At 74.2% G+C, this 19331-nt stretch carries 21 protein-coding genes, 4 tRNA genes and 1 other RNA gene; 14 read left to right on the top strand and 12 right to left on the bottom strand.

The features are described from left to right. The first annotated feature begins 20 nt into the window (after positions 1-20). The 3 genes from AB2L27_RS12150 to AB2L27_RS12140 all read left to right on the top strand — a co-directional run bounded on the left by AB2L27_RS12150 (position 21) and on the right by AB2L27_RS12140 (position 1623). Positions 21-112 (top strand) — tRNA-Ser (locus AB2L27_RS12150). A 176-nt stretch (positions 113-288) separates the two neighbouring features. Further along, positions 289-361, top strand: a tRNA-Arg gene (locus tag AB2L27_RS12145). A gap of 683 nt (positions 362-1044) precedes the next feature. After that, positions 1045-1623: an Lsr2 family DNA-binding protein gene (locus AB2L27_RS12140; RefSeq protein ID WP_370441730.1), complete on the top strand. Its 579-nt coding sequence runs from the start codon at positions 1045-1047 to the stop codon at positions 1621-1623. An 80-nt stretch (positions 1624-1703) separates the two neighbouring features. Here AB2L27_RS12140 and AB2L27_RS12135 read toward each other — a convergent pair whose 3' ends face one another. From AB2L27_RS12135 to upp, 3 genes are all read right to left on the bottom strand, one after another. Continuing rightward, positions 1704-2519, bottom strand: coding sequence for a PH domain-containing protein (locus tag AB2L27_RS12135; RefSeq protein ID WP_370441729.1), 816 nt, complete (start codon positions 2517-2519; stop codon positions 1704-1706). 56 nt (positions 2520-2575) lie between these two features. Continuing rightward, positions 2576-2737: a hypothetical protein gene (locus AB2L27_RS12130; protein WP_370441728.1), complete on the bottom strand. Its 162-nt coding sequence runs from the start codon at positions 2735-2737 to the stop codon at positions 2576-2578. 178 nt (positions 2738-2915) lie between these two features. Further along, the gene (upp, locus tag AB2L27_RS12125) at positions 2916-3551 is read right to left on the bottom strand and encodes a uracil phosphoribosyltransferase (protein ID WP_370441727.1); all 636 of its coding nucleotides are present in this window, start codon (positions 3549-3551) and stop codon (positions 2916-2918) included. Between the two features lie 113 nt (positions 3552-3664). Here upp and AB2L27_RS12120 point away from each other — a divergent pair, with 113 nt between their 5' ends. From AB2L27_RS12120 to AB2L27_RS12110, 3 genes are all read left to right on the top strand, one after another. After that, the gene (locus AB2L27_RS12120) at positions 3665-4249 is read left to right on the top strand and encodes a tRNA adenosine deaminase-associated protein (RefSeq protein WP_370441726.1); all 585 of its coding nucleotides are present in this window, start codon (positions 3665-3667) and stop codon (positions 4247-4249) included. After that, positions 4246-4719 carry a tRNA adenosine(34) deaminase TadA gene (gene tadA / locus AB2L27_RS12115; protein ID WP_370441764.1) on the top strand — a complete coding sequence of 158 codons (474 nt, stop codon included), beginning with the start codon at positions 4246-4248 and terminating at the stop codon, positions 4717-4719. The genes AB2L27_RS12120 and tadA overlap by 4 nt, the downstream gene beginning before the upstream one ends. A gap of 81 nt (positions 4720-4800) precedes the next feature. Continuing rightward, a tRNA-Ser gene (locus tag AB2L27_RS12110) sits at positions 4801-4887 on the top strand. Positions 4888-4968: 81 nt separating this feature from the next. On the opposite strand, the gene AB2L27_RS12105 is transcribed toward AB2L27_RS12110, so the two are convergent. The 3 genes from AB2L27_RS12105 to AB2L27_RS12095 all read right to left on the bottom strand — a co-directional run bounded on the left by AB2L27_RS12105 (position 4969) and on the right by AB2L27_RS12095 (position 6161). Next, the gene (locus tag AB2L27_RS12105) at positions 4969-5598 is read right to left on the bottom strand and encodes a LytR C-terminal domain-containing protein (protein WP_370441725.1); all 630 of its coding nucleotides are present in this window, start codon (positions 5596-5598) and stop codon (positions 4969-4971) included. Positions 5599-5664: 66 nt separating this feature from the next. Further along, on the bottom strand, positions 5665-5964 hold the full coding sequence (locus AB2L27_RS12100) for a type II toxin-antitoxin system VapB family antitoxin (RefSeq protein WP_370441724.1): 300 nt from the start codon (positions 5962-5964) through the stop codon (positions 5665-5667). A gap of 112 nt (positions 5965-6076) precedes the next feature. After that, a tRNA-Ser gene (locus AB2L27_RS12095) sits at positions 6077-6161 on the bottom strand. A gap of 109 nt (positions 6162-6270) precedes the next feature. On the opposite strand from AB2L27_RS12095, the gene ffs reads away from it, so the two are divergent. From ffs to AB2L27_RS12075, 4 genes are all read left to right on the top strand, one after another. Further along, positions 6271-6367, top strand: an RNA gene (gene ffs, locus AB2L27_RS12090) — signal recognition particle sRNA small type. 76 nt (positions 6368-6443) lie between these two features. Next, positions 6444-8603, top strand: a complete 2160-nt coding sequence (locus AB2L27_RS12085; protein ID WP_370441723.1) for a DNA polymerase III subunit gamma and tau — start codon at positions 6444-6446, stop codon at positions 8601-8603. A gap of 68 nt (positions 8604-8671) precedes the next feature. Continuing rightward, positions 8672-9271: a recombination mediator RecR gene (gene recR / locus AB2L27_RS12080; protein ID WP_370441722.1), complete on the top strand. Its 600-nt coding sequence runs from the start codon at positions 8672-8674 to the stop codon at positions 9269-9271. After that, complete coding sequence (locus AB2L27_RS12075; RefSeq protein ID WP_370441721.1) at positions 9264-9848, top strand: DUF5063 domain-containing protein; 585 nt, start codon at positions 9264-9266, stop codon at positions 9846-9848. The genes recR and AB2L27_RS12075 overlap by 8 nt, the downstream gene beginning before the upstream one ends. A gap of 202 nt (positions 9849-10050) precedes the next feature. On the opposite strand, the gene AB2L27_RS12070 is transcribed toward AB2L27_RS12075, so the two are convergent. Next, positions 10051-10383, bottom strand: a complete 333-nt coding sequence (locus tag AB2L27_RS12070) for a HepT-like ribonuclease domain-containing protein (protein ID WP_370441720.1) — start codon at positions 10381-10383, stop codon at positions 10051-10053. Continuing rightward, positions 10380-10904 (bottom strand): nucleotidyltransferase domain-containing protein, encoded by a 525-nt coding sequence (locus AB2L27_RS12065; RefSeq protein WP_370441719.1) that lies wholly within the window; start codon positions 10902-10904, stop codon positions 10380-10382. The genes AB2L27_RS12070 and AB2L27_RS12065 overlap by 4 nt, the downstream gene beginning before the upstream one ends. A 553-nt stretch (positions 10905-11457) precedes the next feature. Here AB2L27_RS12065 and AB2L27_RS12060 point away from each other — a divergent pair. Beyond that, entirely contained in the window at positions 11458-12753 is a 1296-nt protein-coding gene (locus AB2L27_RS12060) for an aspartate kinase (RefSeq protein ID WP_370441718.1), read from the top strand. Continuing rightward, complete coding sequence (locus tag AB2L27_RS12055; RefSeq protein ID WP_370441717.1) at positions 12750-13820, top strand: aspartate-semialdehyde dehydrogenase; 1071 nt, start codon at positions 12750-12752, stop codon at positions 13818-13820. The genes AB2L27_RS12060 and AB2L27_RS12055 overlap by 4 nt, the downstream gene beginning before the upstream one ends. A gap of 58 nt (positions 13821-13878) precedes the next feature. Here the strand turns inward: AB2L27_RS12055 and AB2L27_RS12050 are convergent, their stop codons facing one another. Beyond that, positions 13879-14295, bottom strand: coding sequence for a hypothetical protein (locus tag AB2L27_RS12050; RefSeq protein ID WP_370441716.1), 417 nt, complete (start codon positions 14293-14295; stop codon positions 13879-13881). Between the two features lie 115 nt (positions 14296-14410). On the opposite strand from AB2L27_RS12050, the gene AB2L27_RS12045 reads away from it, so the two are divergent. Then, positions 14411-15412, top strand: a complete 1002-nt coding sequence (locus tag AB2L27_RS12045) for a potassium channel family protein (protein WP_370441715.1) — start codon at positions 14411-14413, stop codon at positions 15410-15412. A 6-nt stretch (positions 15413-15418) separates the two neighbouring features. Here AB2L27_RS12045 and AB2L27_RS12040 read toward each other — a convergent pair whose 3' ends face one another. Further along, positions 15419-16693 carry a uracil-xanthine permease family protein gene (locus AB2L27_RS12040; RefSeq protein WP_370441714.1) on the bottom strand — a complete coding sequence of 425 codons (1275 nt, stop codon included), beginning with the start codon at positions 16691-16693 and terminating at the stop codon, positions 15419-15421. Between the two features lie 160 nt (positions 16694-16853). Here AB2L27_RS12040 and AB2L27_RS12035 point away from each other — a divergent pair, with 160 nt between their 5' ends. Continuing rightward, the gene (locus AB2L27_RS12035; protein WP_370441713.1) at positions 16854-18290 is read left to right on the top strand and encodes a GntP family permease; all 1437 of its coding nucleotides are present in this window, start codon (positions 16854-16856) and stop codon (positions 18288-18290) included. A gap of 51 nt (positions 18291-18341) precedes the next feature. On the opposite strand, the gene AB2L27_RS12030 is transcribed toward AB2L27_RS12035, so the two are convergent. Together AB2L27_RS12030 and AB2L27_RS12025 are read right to left on the bottom strand one after the other, a co-directional pair. Next, the gene (locus AB2L27_RS12030; protein WP_370441712.1) at positions 18342-18482 is read right to left on the bottom strand and encodes a hypothetical protein; all 141 of its coding nucleotides are present in this window, start codon (positions 18480-18482) and stop codon (positions 18342-18344) included. Between the two features lie 22 nt (positions 18483-18504). Beyond that, entirely contained in the window at positions 18505-19245 is a 741-nt protein-coding gene (locus AB2L27_RS12025) for a class I SAM-dependent methyltransferase (protein WP_370441711.1), read from the bottom strand. Positions 19246-19331 lie beyond the last annotated feature (86 nt).

Below are 19331 nucleotides of genomic sequence, written 5' to 3'. Positions count from 1 at the left end.
CTGCTAGCCTGCTGGGCGTTGGAGGCGTCGCATAGTGGCCTAGTGCGCCCGCCTGCTAAGCGGGTTGGGGGCTAACACCCCCTCGCGGGTTCAAATCCCGCCGCCTCCGCCAGGGTCGAGGGCCCCGGTCGCAGCACGCGACCGGGGCCCTCGCTCGTTCCCGGGCCGCCCCGGCACCGCCGGGTCCATCGCCGCAGGGCGACGTCATCCGTTGCGCGGCAGCCGATTGGTGAGCGCGGCCGAAGCCCGCTACAGTAGGTCCAGTCAGCACGCCACGGCGCGCTGGACGCGCCCGTAGCTCAACGGATAGAGCATCTGACTACGGATCAGAAGGTTAGGGGTTCGAATCCCTTCGGGCGCACAGGTCGAGACGAGAGGCCCCCGGGACGTCCCGGGGGCCTCTCGTCGTTCCGGGCGTGTCCCGTCCTCATCGGTCCGGGTGCCGCGGACCTCCCCCGCCACCGGCCACTCCCCTTCCCCGTCCCGCCCCGGGCCCGGTCGGGACAGCGCGCGGCCGGCGACGCGCCGGAACCCCGCCCCGGGAGAACCGGCCGTCCGTGACGGGCGCCCGGGAAGGCGGGTACCCGTGAAGGCAGGCACCGGGAAGGCGGGCACCCGAGAAGACGGGCGGCGAGGAAGACGGGCGGCGAGGAAGACGGGCAGCGGGGAATCGGCCGCGGCCGCATTCCCGGCGCGGCCCCCGCGGACGGCCGGCGGGAACCTGCCCCCACCCCCGGCGCGAACCCGGGAACACCCCCGCAGAACCCACCCGGAACCACCTCGCGGGGAACACCCGGCACGGTGGCGGTCGCACCGGGAGTGCGGTTCTGACCGGCCCGGACCGCCCCGGAGTTCGGCCGGACCCATTCCGGACAACTCCTGCGCGGACGTCCGCGGGAGGGGCCGGGCGGGTACTGCGAGAACCCCCACCGCGCCCCCGGGAACTGCGGTGACAATCACTCGTTCGATGCGCGAACTCCCGCGGAACTGTGGTTTCATTGCAGACGTCTCAAATCATCCAGCCACTTCCCCCGGGAGCCCAGCATGGCAAGTCACGACGTCGCACTGAAGGTGGCCACCGAACTGCCCGTCGGTGCCGTCGACCTCGAGATCCCCGTCAAGCGGAACGGTCGCAAGATCGGCACCTTCACGGTGAACGCGAACGGTGTCTCGTGGAACCCGGCGACCGCCAAGGCCGCCACCACCGTGGCGTGGGAGGACCTCCCCTCCGCGCTGGCCGGGTCCGCGTCCGCGGCGCCCGCCCCCGCCGCGGCGAAGAAGGCCGCCCCGGCCAAGAAGGCGACGGCGAAGAAGACGACCGCGAAGAAGGCCGCCCCGGCCCCCGCGCCGGTCGAGGAAACCCCGGTGCCCGTGGCCGAGACCCCGGCCGCCACCCCGGCCAAGAAGGCGGCGAGCAAGTCGGCCGCGAAGTCGGCGGCGAAGTCGGCCCCGGCGCCGGCCACCACGAAGAAGGCCGCCGCCAAGAAGTCGGCCCCGGCCTCGGCCGCCACGTCCGTCGACGCCCGCGCCGTGCGCGAGTGGGCCGCCGCGAACGGGATCGCCGTCGCGCCGCGCGGCCCGATCTCCTCCAGCATCATCGACCAGTACAAGGCTGCTCAGTGAGCTGAGTCCTGCTGGACGCGACAGGGGGCGGGATCCTTCGGGATCCCGCCCCCTGTCGCACGTCCGGCCCCGGGGCCGCCTCAGCGGAACCGGGACGGCACCACCCCACGGACCAGACGTCCCACCCGCGACCTCCGTCGCCGCGGGGCGTCCACCGCGCCCACCTGCCCGAACAACTGCTCGCAGATGCGCACGTACACCTGGTCGGGCATCGGCAACCGGTCCACGTCGCTCAGCGCCTGGTCCTGACCGGCCGATTCCATGACGAGTTCGCCGTAACCGAGGAAGCGCCCGAGCAGCGACCGGTTGTAACTCATGTCGGTCACCTTCGACAGCGGCATCATCGCCACCTGCCGCTTCACCACGCCGTACGCCAGCAGCAACCGCTTGTCGGTGGCGATGAACCAGTCCCCCCGCCACTGCAGCCACTTCCAGACGGCCCGGCCCAGCAGGGCCAGCCAGCCCACGAACGTCACGTTCGGCAGGTGGGGCACGTCCCCGGCGTGGACGACCAGCCAGAGCCAGCCCGCGAACCCCACGACGCAGGTCAGCACCGGTTCGGCGAGCACGACGAGGTGGCGGCGCAGGCAGACCAGGCGCTTCTCGGTGCCCAGGACGTAGCGCCGGACGCGCCGGGGAGGCCGTTCCCACAACGGGTCTCCGGCCCGGCCGACCCCGGGGGCCGCGCCGGGGCCCTCGTCGTCGGCGTCCGCACCGGCCTCGTCGGTGCCGTCGTCGGTGCCGTCGTCGAAGTCGTCGTCCTCGTCCAGGGCGTCCCCGGCCGGCAGGGGGTCGTCGTCGAGCCCGGGCAGGCGCCCCGCCGCGTCCTCGCGCCCGCCCACCACGCGCCACGCACCGCCGCCGCGGGACCTGCGCAACCGGGTGCCGGAGGACATGAGGAGTTCGCGGTCCGGCCCGTCGGGGTCCGGCCCGTCGCGGTGCCGGTCGGGTGTCAGCTCAGCAACCCGTCGAAGAAGTCGACGATGCTGGTGACGGCCGTGCCCAGCCATTCCCCGACGTTGCGGACGAAGTCCGCCGCCTGGTCGGGTGCGCGGTAGACCGCGTACAACGCGAAGACGACCAGGACCCACCACAGAACTCGGCGCCACTTCACGGGCCGGCTCCCTTCCGGCGTTCCCCAGAACGCCCTGCTGCTCACCGATCGAGGACACGACTGCGCTGATCGGGGGACATCCTGCCGGAAAGGGTGCCGCAGCACGAAGCCCCGCGCCGCAGGACTCGGCACGGGGCTCCACGGGGCTCAACGGGGCCCTGGAGGTCGGTCGCAGAACTCAGACGACGCCGTACAACCGGTCCCCCGCGTCCCCGAGGCCGGGGACGATGTAGCCGTTCTCGTCGAGGCGTTCGTCGACGGCGGCCGTGACGACCGTCACCTGGGCGTGCTCGTCGAACGCGGTGCGCACGACCTTCAGCCCCTCCGGGGCGGCCAGCAGGCACAGCGCCGTCACGTCCTGCGCGCCGCGGTCCAGCAGGTAGGTGATGGAGGCGACGAGGGTTCCCCCCGTCGCCAGCATCGGGTCCAGCACGAAGCAGTGCCGGCCCGTGAGGTCGTCGGGGAGCCGGTTCGCGTACGTGGTGGCCTGCAGCGTCTCCTCGTCCCGGATCATCCCCAGGAACCCGACCTCAGCCGTCGGCAGCAACCGCACCATCCCGTCGAGCATCCCCAGGCCCGCCCGCAGGATCGGCACCACGATGGGTTTCGGGGACCGGATGCGCACCCCCGTCGTCGGGCCCACCGGGGTGGTGATCGGGTGCGGTTCCACCGCGACGTCGCGGGTGGCCTCGTAGGCCAGCAGCGTCACCAGTTCGTCGGCGAGGCGGCGGAACGTGGGGGAATCGGTGCCGCGGTCCCGCAGAGCGGTCAGCTTGTGGGCGACGAGGGGGTGGTCGATGACGGACAGGCGCATGGGGCCCCAAAGTACGCGGCCCGGGCCCGGACCGACGAGCCGCAGGCGCCCGGCCGGGGCGGGCACCACCCGGGCGGTGGCCGCCGGCCACCTCCTCCTGCCACGATGGGGCCGTGGCCTACTTCACCGCGGTCCTCGCCCCCGACGGCCCGGCCGGAGACCCCGACTGGCGGTCGGTCGACATCGACCTCGAGGCGGGTTCCCCCGACGAGCTCGGCGACGCGCTGCGCGGCGCCGTCGACGACGACCGCCCCGTGCTGGCCGTCCTGGAACGCGAGGACGAGTGGTTCGCCCTCGTGCGCACCGACGGCGCCCTGGACGTGAAGGTGTTCGTCTCCGACGCGGTCGCGGCGGCCGAGAGCGCCTACGCCCCGCTGTTCGCCGAACTCCCCTCGGCGACGGGACGGCCGGCACCCGCGACGGACGGTCCCGAGGGCGGCACCGACTCCGACTCCGACTCCGACACCGCCGCCGACACCGAACCCGACCCCGACGGGACCGCCGACGGGACCGCCTCCCGGTCCGGGTCCGGGATCGCCGAGGACGTCTGGGCCGGTGACCCCGACCTGCTGTCCGATCTCGGCTGCCCCGCCGACACCCTCGTGCGGCTGGCCACCTCCAGCGCGGACCCGGCCGAGGCGACGGTGCGCATCGGCGAACTCCTCGGGTGCGCCGACGTGCTGGAGTCGTTGCGCTGAGCGGACCGGCCGTCCCGCCGCGGTGGACGTCCTGGGTCGGCACGGCCCTGCAGGAGGCGCGCGGCTGCCTGGACACCGGTGACGTCCCGGTGGGCGCGGTCGTCGTGGACGCCGACGGGCAGGTGCTCGGCCGGGGCCGCAACGAGCGCGAGGCGGCCGCCGACCCCACCGCCCACGCCGAGGTCCTCGCCCTGCGCGCCGCCGCCCGGGCCCGGGGCGAGTGGCGGCTGTCGGGCTGCACCCTCGTCGTCACGCTGGAGCCGTGCGTCATGTGCGCCGGCGCGACCGTGCTGTCGCGGGTGGACCGGCTCGTGTTCGGGGCCTGGGACCCCCGGTTCGGGGCGGCGGGGTCGCTGCGCGACGTCGTGCGCGACCCGCGGCTGAACCACGTCGTGGAGGTCGCCGGCGGGGTGCGCGAGGCCGAGTGCCGGGCGCTGCTCGACGACTTCTTCGCCCGGCGGCGGGCGTGACCGACCACCCGTCACGGCGTGTAGGGTGGTCCCGCGACGCGGTCGCCGGTGCCCGGCACCAGCGGCCCGCGGAGTGCACCAGGTGATGTGTCCGAGCGGCCTAAGGAGCACGCCTCGAAAGCGTGTGAGGGGGCAACTCCTCCGTGGGTTCAAATCCCACCGTCACCGCACCGGCCGGAGGGCCCCGGGACCACGAGTCCCGGGGCCCTTCGTCGTTCCCGTGCCGTTCCCATGTCGTTCCCGCCGGTCTCAGCAGGTGGGCGAGCCCGGCGGCAGCGGCGTGACGAGCGCGTCCTCGCCGAGCATCTGCTGGTAGCCGTCCCCCAGGCTGACGGCGACGGCGCGCACCGCGGGGTCCTCCACGAGCTGGACCTGCGGGAAGCGGGCCCCGAGGGTGGCGGCCTGCGGGAACGCCTCCGGGGGGTAGGTCACGACGGCGGTCGCGGGACCCACCGCCTCCGGCGCGTTGTCGACGGTGGTCACGACGAAGCCGCGGGTGCGCAGCTCCCCGGCCACCGCCGCGGCCAGGCCCCGGCGGTCGGTGCCGTTCAGGACGTCCACGCTGACCTGCCCGGGGGCGACCAGTTCCGGCGGCGCGACGGGCGTGCAGCTCGGGGTCGGCGCGGCGGACGGCCCGGCCGCGCCCCCGGGCTGCCACCGGCCGCTCCACACCAGGTAGGCGCCGCCGCCGACGGCGAGCACCAGGACGACGACGACGGCGAACACGATGCGCTGGCGCAGCAGCCGGGCGTGCCGGCGCCGGGTCAGCCGCGCGTGGGACTCCGCGTCGAGGTCGTCGTCCACCTCGGGCAGGACCGGGTCGCCCCGCCCCTGGTCCAGGTCCTCGTCCGGGCCCTGCTCGTCACGTCCGCGTGCCACTGCTCCCCCTCGTCCCCCCGGTCTGCGCGCCCCTCACGTGCACCCCGCGCGTCCTGCGCACCGGTCTCAGTCCGGCAGCGTCAGGACCCGGGCGTGCAGGACCTGGCGCTGGTGCAGCGCGGCCCGCACGGCGCGGTGCAGGCCGTCCTCGAGGTAGAGGCGGCCGCGCCAGGAGACGACGTGGGCGAACAGGTCGCCGAAGAAGGTGGAGTCCTCCGCGAGGAGCGCGTCGAGGTCCAGCGTCCGCTTCGTCGTGGTGAGCTCGTCCAGCCGCACCTGCCGCGGCGGCACGTCGGACCACTGCGTGACCGTCTCGTACCCGTGGTCGGGGTACGGGCGTCCTTCGCCGACGGCCTGGAAGATCACGGTGCAGGAGTCTAGGGGCCGGGGGTCCGAGGGCTGCGGCACCGCGCCGGGGAACCCCCCGCGAACCAGCGAGGCCCGCCCCCGGAACGTTCCGGGAGCGGGCCTCGTGCGGCGGAGGATGCGGGATTTGAACCCGCGAGGGCGTTAACCCAACACGCTTTCCAAGCGTGCGCCATAGGCCACTAGGCGAATCCTCCAGTGCCTCCAGCGTAGCGCGCCGTGACGGGTGCTCGTGACAGGGCCCGTCCCCGGGTCCGGTCCGGGCGGGCGGTTGGACCCGGGGCCGCACGCTGTCGTACGGTGGTCGCAGACCCCTCGTGCGGCGTCACCCCGTCAAACCCCCCCAGGGCCGGAAGGCAGCAAGGGTAGATGGGCTCTGGCGGGTGTGCGGGGGGTCCCTTCGTTCCCGCCGGCCCCCCGTCCACAGGCCGCCGCCGCGGCCCGCGGCCGTGTCACCGGGGCGGGTTAGCCTCGGACCCGTGACGACAGCGCTCTACCGCCGGTACCGGCCCGAGACCTTCTCCGAGGTCATCGGCCAGGAGCACGTCACGACCCCGCTGGAGCACGCCCTGTCCAAGGGCCGCGTGACCCACGCCTACCTCTTCTCCGGGCCCCGCGGGTGCGGCAAGACGACCAGCGCCCGCATCCTGGCCCGCTGCCTGAACTGCGCGCAGGGCCCGACGCCGACCCCGTGCGGCACGTGCGACTCCTGCCGGGACCTGGCCAACGGCGGCCCGGGCAGCATCGACGTCGTCGAGATCGACGCGGCCTCGCACAACGGCGTCGACGACGCCCGCGACCTGCGCGAGCGGGTGTCCTTCGCCCCGGCGCGCGACCGCTTCAAGGTCTACATCCTCGACGAGGCCCACATGGTCACGGCGGCGGGGTTCAACGCCCTGCTGAAGACGGTCGAGGAACCACCGCCGCACGTGAAGTTCATCTTCGCCACGACCGAGCCGGACAAGGTGCTGACGACCATCCGGTCCCGCACGCACCACTACCCGTTCCGGCTCGTCCCGCCCGCCCAGCTCACGACGTACCTCGGGGAGCTGGCCGGCAGGGAGGGCGTGGCGATCGGCAAGGGCGTGCTGCCCCTGGTCGTGCGGGCCGGCGGGGGGTCCGTGCGCGACACCCTCTCGGTCCTGGACCAGCTCATCGCCGGCGCGGGCGAGGACGGCGTCACCTACGACATCGCCGTCGCGCTCTTGGGCTACACGCACGCCTCGCTGCTGGACGACGTCGTCGAGGCGATCGCCGCCGGGGACGCCGCGACGGTGTTCCGGGCCGTCGAACGCGTCGTCGACACCGGCCAGGAACCGCGCCGGTTCGCCGACGACCTGCTCCAGCGCCTGCGCGACCTCGTCATCGTGGCCGCCGTCGGCGACGCCGCCGGGGACGCGCTGGCGGTCCCGGAGGACGCGCTGGAGCGGCTGCAGGCGCAGGCGGCGCACCTGGGCCGGGCCGAGCTGTCGCGCGCGGCCGACGTCGTGGCCGCCGGGCTGGAGCAGATGACGGGCGCGACGTCGCCGCGGTTGCAGCTGGAGCTGCTGTGCGCGCGCTTGCTGCTGCCCGGGGTGGACGCCGACGGCGGGCTGGGGACGCGGCTGGACCGGCTGGAGCGGCGCATCGGGGCCGCCGGCGGCGTGCCCGCGGCAGCACCCACCGCACCCGCACCCGCACCCGCGGCCAGGCCCGAACCGGCCCCCGCACCCACGCCCACCCCCACGCCCACGCCCACGGACCCCGCGCCGGACCCGGCCCCCACCACCGGGGGCGGCTGGCCCGCGGCCCGGACGCCGGGGTCCCCGGCCCCCGAGGCGCGACCGGCGCCCGAGCCCCCGGCCCCCTCCCCCGGTGGACCGCCCGCCCCACCGGCCCCCACCCCCGTGCCGGTGGACGCCCCGCCCCCGTCGGCCCCCGCGGCCGGGGGCGACGCCGAGACGGTCCGGCGGCTGTGGACCGAGGTGCTCGGCGCGCTGTTCACCATCAAGCGGCTCACCTGGTCCCTCGTGGCCGAGAACGCCACGGTGGCCGACTTCCGCGGCGGGGTGCTCAGCCTGCAGTTCCGCTCCCCGCAGCTCGCGGCCCGCTTCGCGCGCGGCAACGACGCCGGGTTCGTCGCCGAGGCGCTGTTCCAGGTGACCGGCATCGAGGCCAAGGTGCAGGCCGCCGGCGCGCAGGCCCCCGGCGGCGGGGGCGGCCAGGGCGGCTCCCCGCGACCGTCCCGCGGGGGCTGGTCGACCCCCTCGCGCCCGTCGTCCCCGCCGGCGGGACAGCCCCCGCGCGGACCGGCCCAGGCCCCGGCTCCGCAGGGGTCCCCGTCCCCGCCGGTGCGGCAGCCGCAGGAGGCCCGGCAGAGCGCACCGGCGCCGGCCCCCGCCGGCAACGACTACTACGCCGACGTCCCGCCGCCGGAGGAACCCATCGCCGACCCCGGCGAGGAGCAGCTGTCCCGGCCGCGCCGGTCCGAGCCCGCCACGGCGACCCCGCCCGCTCCGGTGGCTGCGGCCCCGGCCGCCCCGGCCACCGAGGAGGACACCCCCAGCCGGGACGACGAGGACGCCGAGGACGACGGGCTGGTCGGGATCGCGGTCGTGGAGCAGATCCTCGGCGGGCGGGTGCTCAGCGACGACGCGTGAGGGCCCACCGGTCCCCGGTCCGCCTCCGGTGGTCCGGCCGTGTCCGGAGCGCCACGTAGGCTCGGCGTGTGTACGAAGGTGTCGTCCAGGACCTGATCGACGAGCTCGGTCGGCTCCCCGGCGTGGGTCCCAAGAGCGCCCAGCGCATCGCGTTCCACCTGCTCGCGGCCGACGCGGCCGACGTGGCGCGCCTGGCCGGGGTGCTCACCGAGGTCAAGAGCCGCGTCCGCTTCTGCGCGGTGTGCGGGAACGTGGCGCAGGAGGAGCTGTGCCGGGTGTGCCGGGACCCGCGACGCGATCCGAGCGTCATCTGCGTGGTGGAGGAGTCCAAGGACGTCGTCGCCATCGAGAAGACGCGCGAGTTCCGCGGCCGCTACCACGTCCTGGGCGGCGCGATCAGCCCCATGGAGGGCATCGGCCCCGACGACCTGCGGATGCGCGAGCTGCTGTCCCGCTTGTCCGACGGCACGGTGACCGAGACCATCATCGCGACGGACCCGAACCTCGAGGGCGAGGCGACCGCGACGTACCTGGCGCGGCTGCTGAAGCCGATGGGGATCCGAGTGACCCGTCTGGCCTCCGGCCTCCCGGTCGGCGGTGACCTGGAGTACGCGGACGAGGTGACGCTCGGACGGGCGTTCGCCGGACGGAGGTCCCTCGATGGCTGACCCCACCCCTTCCCCGGAGCCGGTCGCCCCCGAACTGGCCGAGCTCGCCGACGCCACGGCCACCGAGGTCCGCGCCTACCTGGCGACCGTCACCGAGGTCGCGACGGGCCGGCTGGACTCCACCGCCCTGTCGGTCCTGCTGCTGGCGGTGAGCCAGACGCTCCTGGCCGGGGCGCGGCTGGGTGCCGTCGACGACGTCGTCCCCGCCCGCCGCTACGAACCCGACGCCGGCCCCGACCCCGACGTCGACCCCGTGCGCACCAGCCTGGCCAACGTCCTGGAGGGCCTGGACGACTACGCCGACGTCCTCGACCCGCTGACCAACGCCAAGCTCGTGCGCGGGGCGCTGTCCGACGACCTCGCCTCGGTCGCCGCCGACCTCGAGCACGGCCTGCGCCACCACGAGCGCGGCGACGTCACCGAGGCACTGTGGTGGTGGCAGTTCTCCTACCTGTCCTCCTGGGGCCTGCGCGCCACGGCCGCGCTGCGGGTGCTGCAGTCGCTGCTGGCCCACCTGCGCCTGGACGTCGACGCCGAGACGGTCGCCGACGCCGAGTTCGACGCCCTGCACCCCTGAGCCGCGTCGTGCGGGCGGAGGTCGCCGAGCAAGGCGTCGAGAGGAACAGCAGCGGCAGTCGGTGGGGTGTGCCGGCGTCCGCTCTGGAACGAGGCGCACCCCAGGGCGCTGGCTGACTCTCCCCTCGTCGCACCTGCGAACGCTGGCGTGCAGGCCCGTGGCCCGACGTCCTGGCCAGCGGGATGACCGTGACGTGGCGGCGTCAGTCCTCAGTGGTCTCCACCAGACGCTGAACGGCACGCCGGAGTTCCGGCAGGTCCTGGGTGACGGTGGCGGCGACGATGGAGTGGGTGGTATCGAAGTAGCGGTGGGCCAGGTGGTCGCGCATTCGGGCGATCTCCGACCACGGCAGGTCCGGTTCACCGGCCAGCACTTCCTCGGGAACGGCCTTGACGGCCTCGCCGATCTCGATCAGCCGGACGCGCACGGCGTCGAAGACGAGACCGTCGGACAGGTCGCCGCGGCGGGTGTGGGCCTCGATGGCGTCCAGGGCAGCCAGCACGTCCAGCAGGCGTTGTCGGGCGTGACGGCTCACAGGGGCACCAGGTCCGCTTCGACGTTCACGCGCACGTCGGGCTTGAGCCCATCCTCGGGAACCAGGTCGACGGGGGCGCCGAGGAGGTCTTCGAGGTCGCGGCGCAGGCGTCCCAGGGCGAACAGTCCCGTCCCGGCCGGGAGGTCGACGAGCAGGTCGACGTCGGAGTCGGGGCGCTCGGTGCCGCGGGCGGTGCTGCCGAAGACGCAGACGTGGTGCACGCCGTGGGCGGCGGCGACGGCCTTGACCCTGCGGCGGTGCCGGCGCAGGCGCTGACCCAGGGGCCCGGACAGGGGGGCGGTGGGCGGGGAGTCGGTGGCGACCAGGGAGGCGTCGAGCAGGTGGCCGCTGGCGCGCAGCAGGTGCAGCAACGTGGGCAGGGAAGGTTGGCGCTGTCCGGACTCGTAGGCGCTGATGACGCTCTGGGTGACCCCGGCGCGCTGACCCAGTTGGGCCTGGGTCAGTCCTGCGCGGTGACGTGCCTCCTTCAGCAGCACGGCGGCGGACTCGATGACGGGCACGCCGTCAACATAGCGGATCGTCGATGAGAAACCTGGGGGAGAAGGTTCCTACCTCGTCGAGACCGTGAGGGCGTTGAGCGCGCGGACAGCGGCGATGTGCAGGTGATCGTCGCGCTCAGCTTGACCTCGCCCATCGGCAAGACCGCGACGTCGCCAGCCACTGGCGACAGCGCACCACGCGGGATGACCGTGACGTCGAACTAGGGATGAGAACGGCGGTGGGAACGGCCTGGTGGCCGTCAGAGCGACGTTCTCGCCGTTCCCACCGCCGTTCCGACGTCGGACCGGCCGTGGGACCGTCCACGACGAACGCGAGGTCGTGGAGCGAGACGTGGGTGCCCGCAGGACGTCGCCGGGGCGACCGCGACGGGACACCCACGCCTCCCCCCACGTGGTGACACCGATGGGTGCGCCGCCGGTGTCGTGCCGCGGGACCGTCACCGGCGCCTGACGACACGCCCCCCGTGAGCCCGCTGAGCACATTGACCAGCAGGTCAGGGCGGGGTTGAGCACGGCCCGGAGCACCGTGAGCGGTTCCGTAGACTCCCTGCTCGTGGCTCTCGTGGTGCAGAAGTTCGGCGGTTCCTCGGTCGCTGACGCCGACGGCGTCAAGCGCGTCGCGAAGCGCATCGCCGCGACCAAGCGCGCCGGCCACGAGGTCGTCGTCGTGGTCTCGGCGATGGGTGACACCACGGACGAGCTCATCGACCTGGCCGAGCAGGTCAGCCCGATGCCGCCGGCGCGCGAGCTGGACATGCTGCTGACCTCCGGTGAGCGGATCTCGATGGCGGTCCTGGCCATGGCGATCTCGAACCTGGGCCTGGAGGCCCGGTCGTTCACCGGGTCGCAGGCCGGCGTCATCACCGACTCCTCCCACGGCCGGGCCCGCATCATCGACGTCACGCCGGGCCGCATCCGGTCCGCGCTGGACGAGGGCGCCATCGCGATCGTCGCCGGGTTCCAGGGCGTCAGCCAGGACACGAAGGACATCACGACGCTCGGCCGGGGCGGGTCGGACACGACGGCCGTCGCGCTGGCCGCGGCGCTGAAGGCCGACGTCTGCGAGATCTACACCGACGTCGACGGCGTGTTCACCGCCGACCCGCGCATCGTGCCGACGGCCCGCAAGATCAGCCGCATCGCCAGCGAGGAGATGCTGGAGATGGCGGCGTGCGGGGCCAAGATCCTCATGCTGCGCTGCGTGGAGTACGCCCGGAACTACGACCTGCCGATCCACGTCCGCAGCTCGTTCAGCCCGCACGAGGGGACCTGGGTGACCGACTCCCCCGTTCCCGAAGCCTTCAAGACCCACCAGACCGGGGAGGAACCCGTGGAGCAGCCGATCATCTCCGGTGTCGCGCACGACCGCAGCGAGGCCAAGATCACCGTCGTGGGGGTGCCGGACAACCCCGGCACCGCGGCCGCGATCTTCACGGCGGTCGCCGAGGCCGAGATCAACATCGACATGATCGTGCAGAACGTCGCCGCCGGGGCCTCGGGCCGCACCGACGTCTCCTTCACGCTGCCCAAGTCCGAGGGCGCCACCGCCACGGCCGCCCTGGAGAAGGTCAAGCCGGCCATCGGGTTCGAGCGGCTGGAGTACGACGACCAGATCGGCAAGGTGTCCCTCATCGGCGTCGGGATGCGCTCGCACCCGGGGGTCTCGGCGACGTTCTTCGACGCGCTGGGCACGAAGGGGATCAACCTGGAGATGATCTCCACCTCGGAGATCCGCATCTCCGTCGTGACGCGCGCCGACCAGCTCGACGACGCCGTCCGCGCTGTGCACACCGCCTTCGGCCTGGACGCCGAGGGTGAAGCCGTGGTCTACGGAGGTACCGGACGATGAGCACCCGCAAGCCCACCCTCGCGGTCGTCGGCGCCACCGGCGCCGTCGGCACCGTGATGCTCGGCATCCTGTCGCAGCGCCCCGACGTGTGGGGCGAGATCCGCCTCGTCGCCTCGGCCCGCTCGGCCGGCAAGGTGCTGCAGGTCCGCGGCGAGGACGTCGTCGTGCGCGAGCTGACGCCGGAGGTCTTCGACGGCGTCGACGTCGCCATGTTCGACGTGCCCGACGAGGTCTCCGCGCAGTGGGCGCCGATCGCCGCCGGGCGCGGCGCGGTGGCCGTCGACAACTCCGGTGCGTTCCGCATGGACGACGAGGTCCCCCTCGTCGTGCCCGAGGTCAACGGCGCCGCCGCGCGCAACCGCCCCAAGGGCATCATCGCGAACCCGAACTGCACGACGCTGACGATGATGGACGCCCTCGGCACGCTGCACGAGCAGTGGCAGCTCACCGAGCTCGTCGTCGCCAGCTACCAGGCCGCCTCCGGCGCGGGGCAGCCCGGCGTGGACCGCCTCCACGACGAGATCGAGGTCATCGCCGGTCAGCGCACCCTCGGCTCGGTCGCCGGTGACACCGCGCAGGTCGTCTCGGAGAAGCTGGGCGACGACTCCCCGTTCCAGACCCACCTGGCGCTCAACGTCATCCCGGTCGCGGGGTCGCTGAAGGACGACGGCTGGACGAGCGAGGAGCTGAAGGTCCGCAACGAGTCCCGCAAGATCCTGGGCATCCCGGACCTGAAGGTGTCCGCGACCTGCGTGCGCGTCCCGGTGCAGACGACGCACTCCCTGGCCGTGCACGCGACGTTCGCCCGGCCGGTCACGGTGGCCGAGGCGACCGCGGCGCTGGAGGCCGCGCCCAGCGTCGAGGTGCAGGACGACCTCGCCAACGGCGTGTTCCCCACCCCGGCGCGCACCGTCGGCGGGGACCCGACGGTCGTGGGCCGCCTGCGGCAGGCGCTGGACTTCCCGAACACGCTCGACCTGTTCGTCTGCGGGGACAACCTGCGCAAGGGCGCCGCGCTGAACACCGCGCAGATCGCCGAGCTGGTGGCGGCCGAGCTCACCGCCTGAGCCGTTCCGCCGCGGGGGCCCCGTCCGGACGTCCGGGCGGGGCCCCCGTCGTCGGCGCTCAGAACCCCCGGATCCCCAGGGCCGCGTTGTGGGCTCTGCAACGGGCGTACCCCGTCGCCGCGGAGACGGCGAACGCCGCGATCCACACCGGCACGGTGAGGACCAGGGAGAACCCGGCCGTGAGGGCCGCGAGGAACGCGGCGATCGGCGCGCACACGACCTGGGCGACGATGAACGTCACACCCAGCCCCACCTGGCCCGCGTAGCAGTTCCCCGCCCCCAGCCACAGGAACGAGAGCAGCACCGCCAGCCCCGGGGTCTTCGCCGGGACGGGCACCACCGGCCGGGGCGCCTGCCCGTACGGCTGCAGCGGTCCCGGGGGTGGCGGCTGCGGCTGCCACGCCCGCCGCTCCCGCTCCGGGTCCCGGTCCTGCCACGCCCGGCCGTCCTGCGGCCCCTGCCCGTACCCGTTCACGTCGCACCCCCGTCCGTCGGACCCCCATCGTGGCAGCCGCCGGGCCCGTCGCGTCCGCCGCGCCCGGGGTGATCACCGGCGCGACGGCGGCCCCGTCGTGCCCCAGACTGCGGGGGTGCCCCAGACCGTCTCCCGTCTGCGCCTGCCGGTGCGGCGCCCGACACCGCCGGTCCTGGCCATCCTGCGCCGGATCGCGCTCGCGCTGGGGCTGGTGGCGTTGTGCTGGGCCGTCGTCTACGCCGAGCGCGACGGGTACAGCGACAACCTCGATGGCGAGCTGTCCGCGCTCGACGTCCTCTACTACACGACCGTCACCCTGACCACGACGGGCTACGGCGACATCGTCCCGGTCACCGACCAGGCGCGGCTGGTCAACGCCGTGTTCATCACCCCGGTGCGGATCGTCTTCGTCGTCCTGCTCGTCGGCACCACCCTGTCGGCGCTCACCGAGCGCTCCCGCACCGAGATCCGCCTCGCGCGGTGGAGGGCCCGCATGCGCGACCACGTCATCGTCCTCGGCTACGGCACCAAGGGCCGCAACGCGGTGCGGGAGCTGCGGTCCTCCGGCACCCCCGCCGACCGCGTCCTCGTCGTCGACCGCAGCCCCGTGGCCACGGCGGACGCGGCCCGGGACGGCTACCTGTGCGTGACGGGGGACGTGACCCGGCCGGAGACGTTCGCGACGGCGCTGGCCGACCGCGCCCGCACCGTCCTCATCGCCGTGGACAAGGACGACACCGCGATCCTGGCGACGCTCGCGCTGCGGCGCCTCAACGAGCGCGCCACCGTCGTCGTGACGGCCCGGGAGGCCGAGCACGTGGGGCTCATGCGGCAGTCCGGCGCCGACTCGGTGGTGGTGACGTCCGAGACGACCGGCCGCCTGCTCGGGCTGGCCGCGGGCAGCCCGGCGGCGGTGTCCGTGGTCGAGGACCTGGCGTCCTTCGGGACGGGCCTGGACCTCGTCGAGCAGCCCGTGCGACCCGAGGACGTGGGGCGGCGCCCGGGCGACCTGGACGTCCCCGTCCTGGCCGTGCTGCGCGGGGGCCGGACCCTGCTCTACCACCAGGTGCAGACGTTGCAGGCCGGTGACCGGCTGCTGCAGGTCACCGGCGGCTGAGGCGGGTCAGTCCGTACCGGCCGTCCCCCGGGCCCGGCCCACGGCGCGCATGAGGTGGTACAGGCCGATGGCGGCGACGGTGCCGAGGGCGATGCCCTCGAAGGTCAGGCCGCCGGAGGTGGTGAGCGTGTAGTTCGCGATGGCGACGACGAGGGCGACGGCCGCGGTCGTGAGGTTCACCGGGTCGGAGAAGTCGACCTTGTTCTGCACCCAGATCCGCGCCCCGAGGACGCCGATCATCCCGTACAGCAGGGTCGCGGCCCCGCCGAGGACGCCGGGCGGGATGGACCCGATGAGCGCGCCGAACTTCGGGGAGAACGACAGGACGAGGGCGGCGGCCGCCGCGACCCAGTAGGCCGCCGTCGAGTACACCTTCGAGGCGGCCATGACGCCGATGTTCTCGGCGTAGGTGGTCGTCCCCGACCCCCCGCCCAGCCCGGCCAGGCTCGTGGCCAGGCCGTCGGCCAGCAGCGCCCGGCCCGCGAGGGGGTCCAGGTCGCGCCCGGTCATGGCGGCCACCGACTTCACGTGCCCGACGTTCTCGGCGACGAGGACGAACACGACGGGCAGGAACAGCGCCAGGTCCGCCACGTCGAGCTGCGGGGCCCGGAACTGCGGCAGGCCGAGCCAGGCGGCCTGCTCGACGGCGGTGAAGTCCACCAGGCCGCGGGCGGCCGCGACGAGGTAGCCGACGGCGACGCCGAGCAGGATGGCCAGGCGGCCCAGCAGACCGCGGAACAGGACGGTGGCCAGCGCGACGGCCAGCAGGGTGACGATCCCGCCGACGGGGTCGGCGCGGAACCCGGAGTCCTCCGTCGTGCCCCACGCCGCCGGTGCCAGGTTCAGCCCGATGAGCGCCACGATCGTGCCGGTGACGACCGGCGGCATGACGACGTCGATCCAGCGCGAGCCCACGAGGTGGACGACGAGGCCGACGACGGCCAGCAGCAGACCGGTGACGAGGATGCCCCCGCCGGCCGTGCCGGCCGAGCTGGCCAGGATCGGGGCGATGAAGGCGAAGGAGGACCCCAGGTAGCTGGGCAGCCGGTTGCGGGTCAGCAGCAGGAACAGCGCGGTGCCGACGGCGGAGAAGAACAGCGTCGTGGCGACGGGGAAGCCGGTGATGGCCGGGACCAGGACGGTCGAGCCGAACATGGCGACGACGTGCTGCAGCCCGATGCCGACGGTCCGTCCCCACGCCAGCCGCTCGTCGGGGGCGACGACCTCGCCCGGGGAGACCGACCGCCCGTCACCGTGCAGTCGCCAGCCTGTCCTCGCCACGTGGGTCCCTCCTCGCCGGCCGGCCGGGTGCCGGGCCCCCGGAAGGTTAACGGCCGCCCGGACCGTCACCGCGCGCTCGCCCGCACCCGTCGCGCCCCGCCGACGGGCACAGGTGGACCACAGCTACCCTCACCGGACGACGTCCGAGAATGAGGTGCCCGTGCTCGTCACATCCCCCGGCCTGGCGGCAGGCCTGGCCACCGCCACCACGACGGCCGGGGCCCCCCGGTCGACCACGTTCCTGCTCCTGACGGCGGTCGTGGCGATCGCGGTGCTGCTGGTCCTCATCATCAAGGTCAAGCTGCACGCGTTCTACTCCCTCGTCATCGTCAGCCTGCTGACGGCGATCGTCGCCGGCATCCCCCGGACCGAACTCGTGAGCACGCTGACGAGCGGGTTCGGGAACACCCTGTCCACGGTCGCCCTGCTCGTCGGCTTCGGCGCCGTCCTGGGCCGCATCGTGGAGGTCTCCGGCGGCGCGCGGGTCCTGGCGGACACGCTGCTCGCCCGGTTCGGGGAGTCGCGCGCGCCGCTGGCGCTGTCGGTGGCGTCCCTGTTCTACGGGTTCCCGATCTTCCTGGACGCCGGGTTCGTCGTCATGCTGCCGATCATCTACACCGTCGCCCGCCGGCTCGGTGGTTCGCTGATGCTCTACGCGCTGCCCGCCGCGGGGGCGTTCCTCGTCATGCACGCCCTGGTCCCGCCGCACCCCGGCCCGGTGGCGGCCTCCAGCCTGCTGGGCGCCGACGTCGGGCTGGTCCTGCTCGTGGGTCTCCTGGTGGCCGTGCCGACCTGGTACGCCATGGGCTACCGGCTGGCCTACGCGCTGGCCAAGCGCGCCGACTTCCTGCCCGTCCCGGACCTGCTGGGCCGTCCCGACGACGGCGGCGACCAGCCCCGTCCCCGCTTCGGGGTCATCCTCCTCGTGCTGCTGCTGCCGCTGGTGCTGATCTTCGGGGGCACCGGGTCGAACACCGCCGTGTCCAACTACGGCGTCGCCGAGGACAACCCCGTCGTCGTGGTGCTGCAGATCGTGGGCGCGACGCCGGTGGCGCTGCTCATCACGAGCCTGCTGGCGATGTTCCTGCTCGTGGTCCGGCCCAACCGCGGGAAGGTCGGCGGGCGCCTGGAGGAGGTCGTCGACTCCGCGCTGGCCCCGGTCTGCTCGATCATCCTCATCACCGGCGCCGGCGGGATGTTCGGCCGCGTCCTGACCGAGACCGGCATCGGGGGCGCGCTGGCCGGTGAGCTGGACGCGGCCGGTCTGCCGCTCATCGTCGCCGGGTTCCTCATCGCGGTGGCGCTGCGCGTCGCGCAGGGCTCGGCCACCGTGGCCGGCACCACCGCCGCCGGGCTGCTGGCCCCCGCCGTCGCGGCCGACCCCTCGTTGTCGGCGCTGCAGCTGGCCTGCCTGACCGTGGCCACCGCCGCCGGGGCGATCAGCTTCTCCCACGTCAACGACTCGGGGTTCTGGCTGGTGGGCCGCTTCCTGGGCCTGGACACCGCCACGACCCTGAAGACGTGGAGCGTCGTCTCGACCGGCATCGGCCTCATGGGCTTCGGCCTGGTCTGGATCCTGTGGACCGTGATCTCCTGACCGTCCGTCCCCCCGGCCGGCCCCGCGGGCCGGCCGGGCGGGTCGGGCCGGTCAGTCGCCCGAGCCGTCCCGGAACTCGTCGCGCAGCCGGCGCGGGTCGGCGTCGCGCAGGGACCCCCCGGAGGACTTGAGCCGGCGTGCGGCGATGACGACGACGACCGCCAGCACGATGAGGATCAGCAACCACTTCACCACCCGAGCCTAAGCGCCCCGCTCACCGCCCGCGCGGGTGCTGCAGCGTGAACCGCGCGCAGTGGGTCACGTAGGGAACCCGGATCGGGGCCCCCGGCGCGAACTCCTCGTCGAGGACACGACCCACCTCGGCCAGCACCGCCGCCCGCTCCTCCTGCGGCAGCACGATGACGTAGCTGCGGGAGGCGACGAGGTCGAGGATCCCGGCCCGGTCGCTCACGTGCTCGAACCGCGTCCGGTAGGTCCGCAGGGCCCCGAACGGCGCGCCGACGGTCTCCACCGAGGCCCGCATCTCGTGCTCGTCGCCGCGCTGGGCGATCTCCCAGACGCGCGAGACCCACGGGACCGACTCGTCCCGCACGTTCCACACCAGCCCCAGCGTCCCGCCCGGGCGCAGCACCCGCGCCACCTCCGGGACGGCGAGCGCCGGGTCCACCCAGTGCCAGGCCTGCGCGACGACGACGGCGTCGACCGAGGCGTCCGGCAGCCCCGTGGCCTCCGCGCTGCCCTCGTGGGCCTCCACGGGCAGGTCCGCGCGCAACTGCGCCAGCATCCGCGTCGACGGTTCGACGGCGACCACGTCGAGACCGCGCGCGACGAGGGCAGACGTGAACTTGCCCGTCCCGGCCCCCAGGTCCAGGACGCGGCGGGCCGGTCCGACGAGGAAGTCCACGGCGTCGTCGGGGTAGCCGGGCCGGGCCCGGGCGTAGGCGTCCGCGGCGGCGCCGAAGGAGCGGGCGTGGGAGGCGGTGTCGTCGTCCACGCGCGTCAACCTGCCGCCCCCTTCCCCGCCGCGCAATCGGTGCGTCACCGGAGGATTCGTGGACGACGGACCGTGCGGCCCCTCGA

This window comes from Kineococcus halophytocola (genome assembly GCF_041276425.1).
GTDB classification, from domain to species: Bacteria; Actinomycetota; Actinomycetes; order Actinomycetales; family Kineococcaceae; genus Kineococcus; species Kineococcus halophytocola.
The sequence above is the reverse complement of the archived record's forward strand: the minus strand, read 5'-3'. Positions and strand labels throughout refer to the sequence as shown.

Excerpts from the sequence above, each read along its gene's own strand:
- AB2L27_RS12055 (WP_370441717.1), top strand. The coding sequence starts at position 12,750 with ATGAGCACCCGCAAGCCCACCCTCGCGGTCGTCGGCGCCACCGGCGCC.
- upp (WP_370441727.1), bottom strand. The coding sequence starts at position 3,551 with ATGCGCCTGTCCGTCATCGACCACCCCCTCGTCGCCCACAAGCTGACC.
- AB2L27_RS12075 (WP_370441721.1), top strand. The coding sequence starts at position 9,264 with ATGGCTGACCCCACCCCTTCCCCGGAGCCGGTCGCCCCCGAACTGGCC.
- AB2L27_RS12140 (WP_370441730.1), top strand. The coding sequence starts at position 1,045 with ATGGCAAGTCACGACGTCGCACTGAAGGTGGCCACCGAACTGCCCGTC.
- AB2L27_RS12135 (WP_370441729.1), bottom strand. The coding sequence starts at position 2,519 with ATGTCCTCCGGCACCCGGTTGCGCAGGTCCCGCGGCGGCGGTGCGTGG.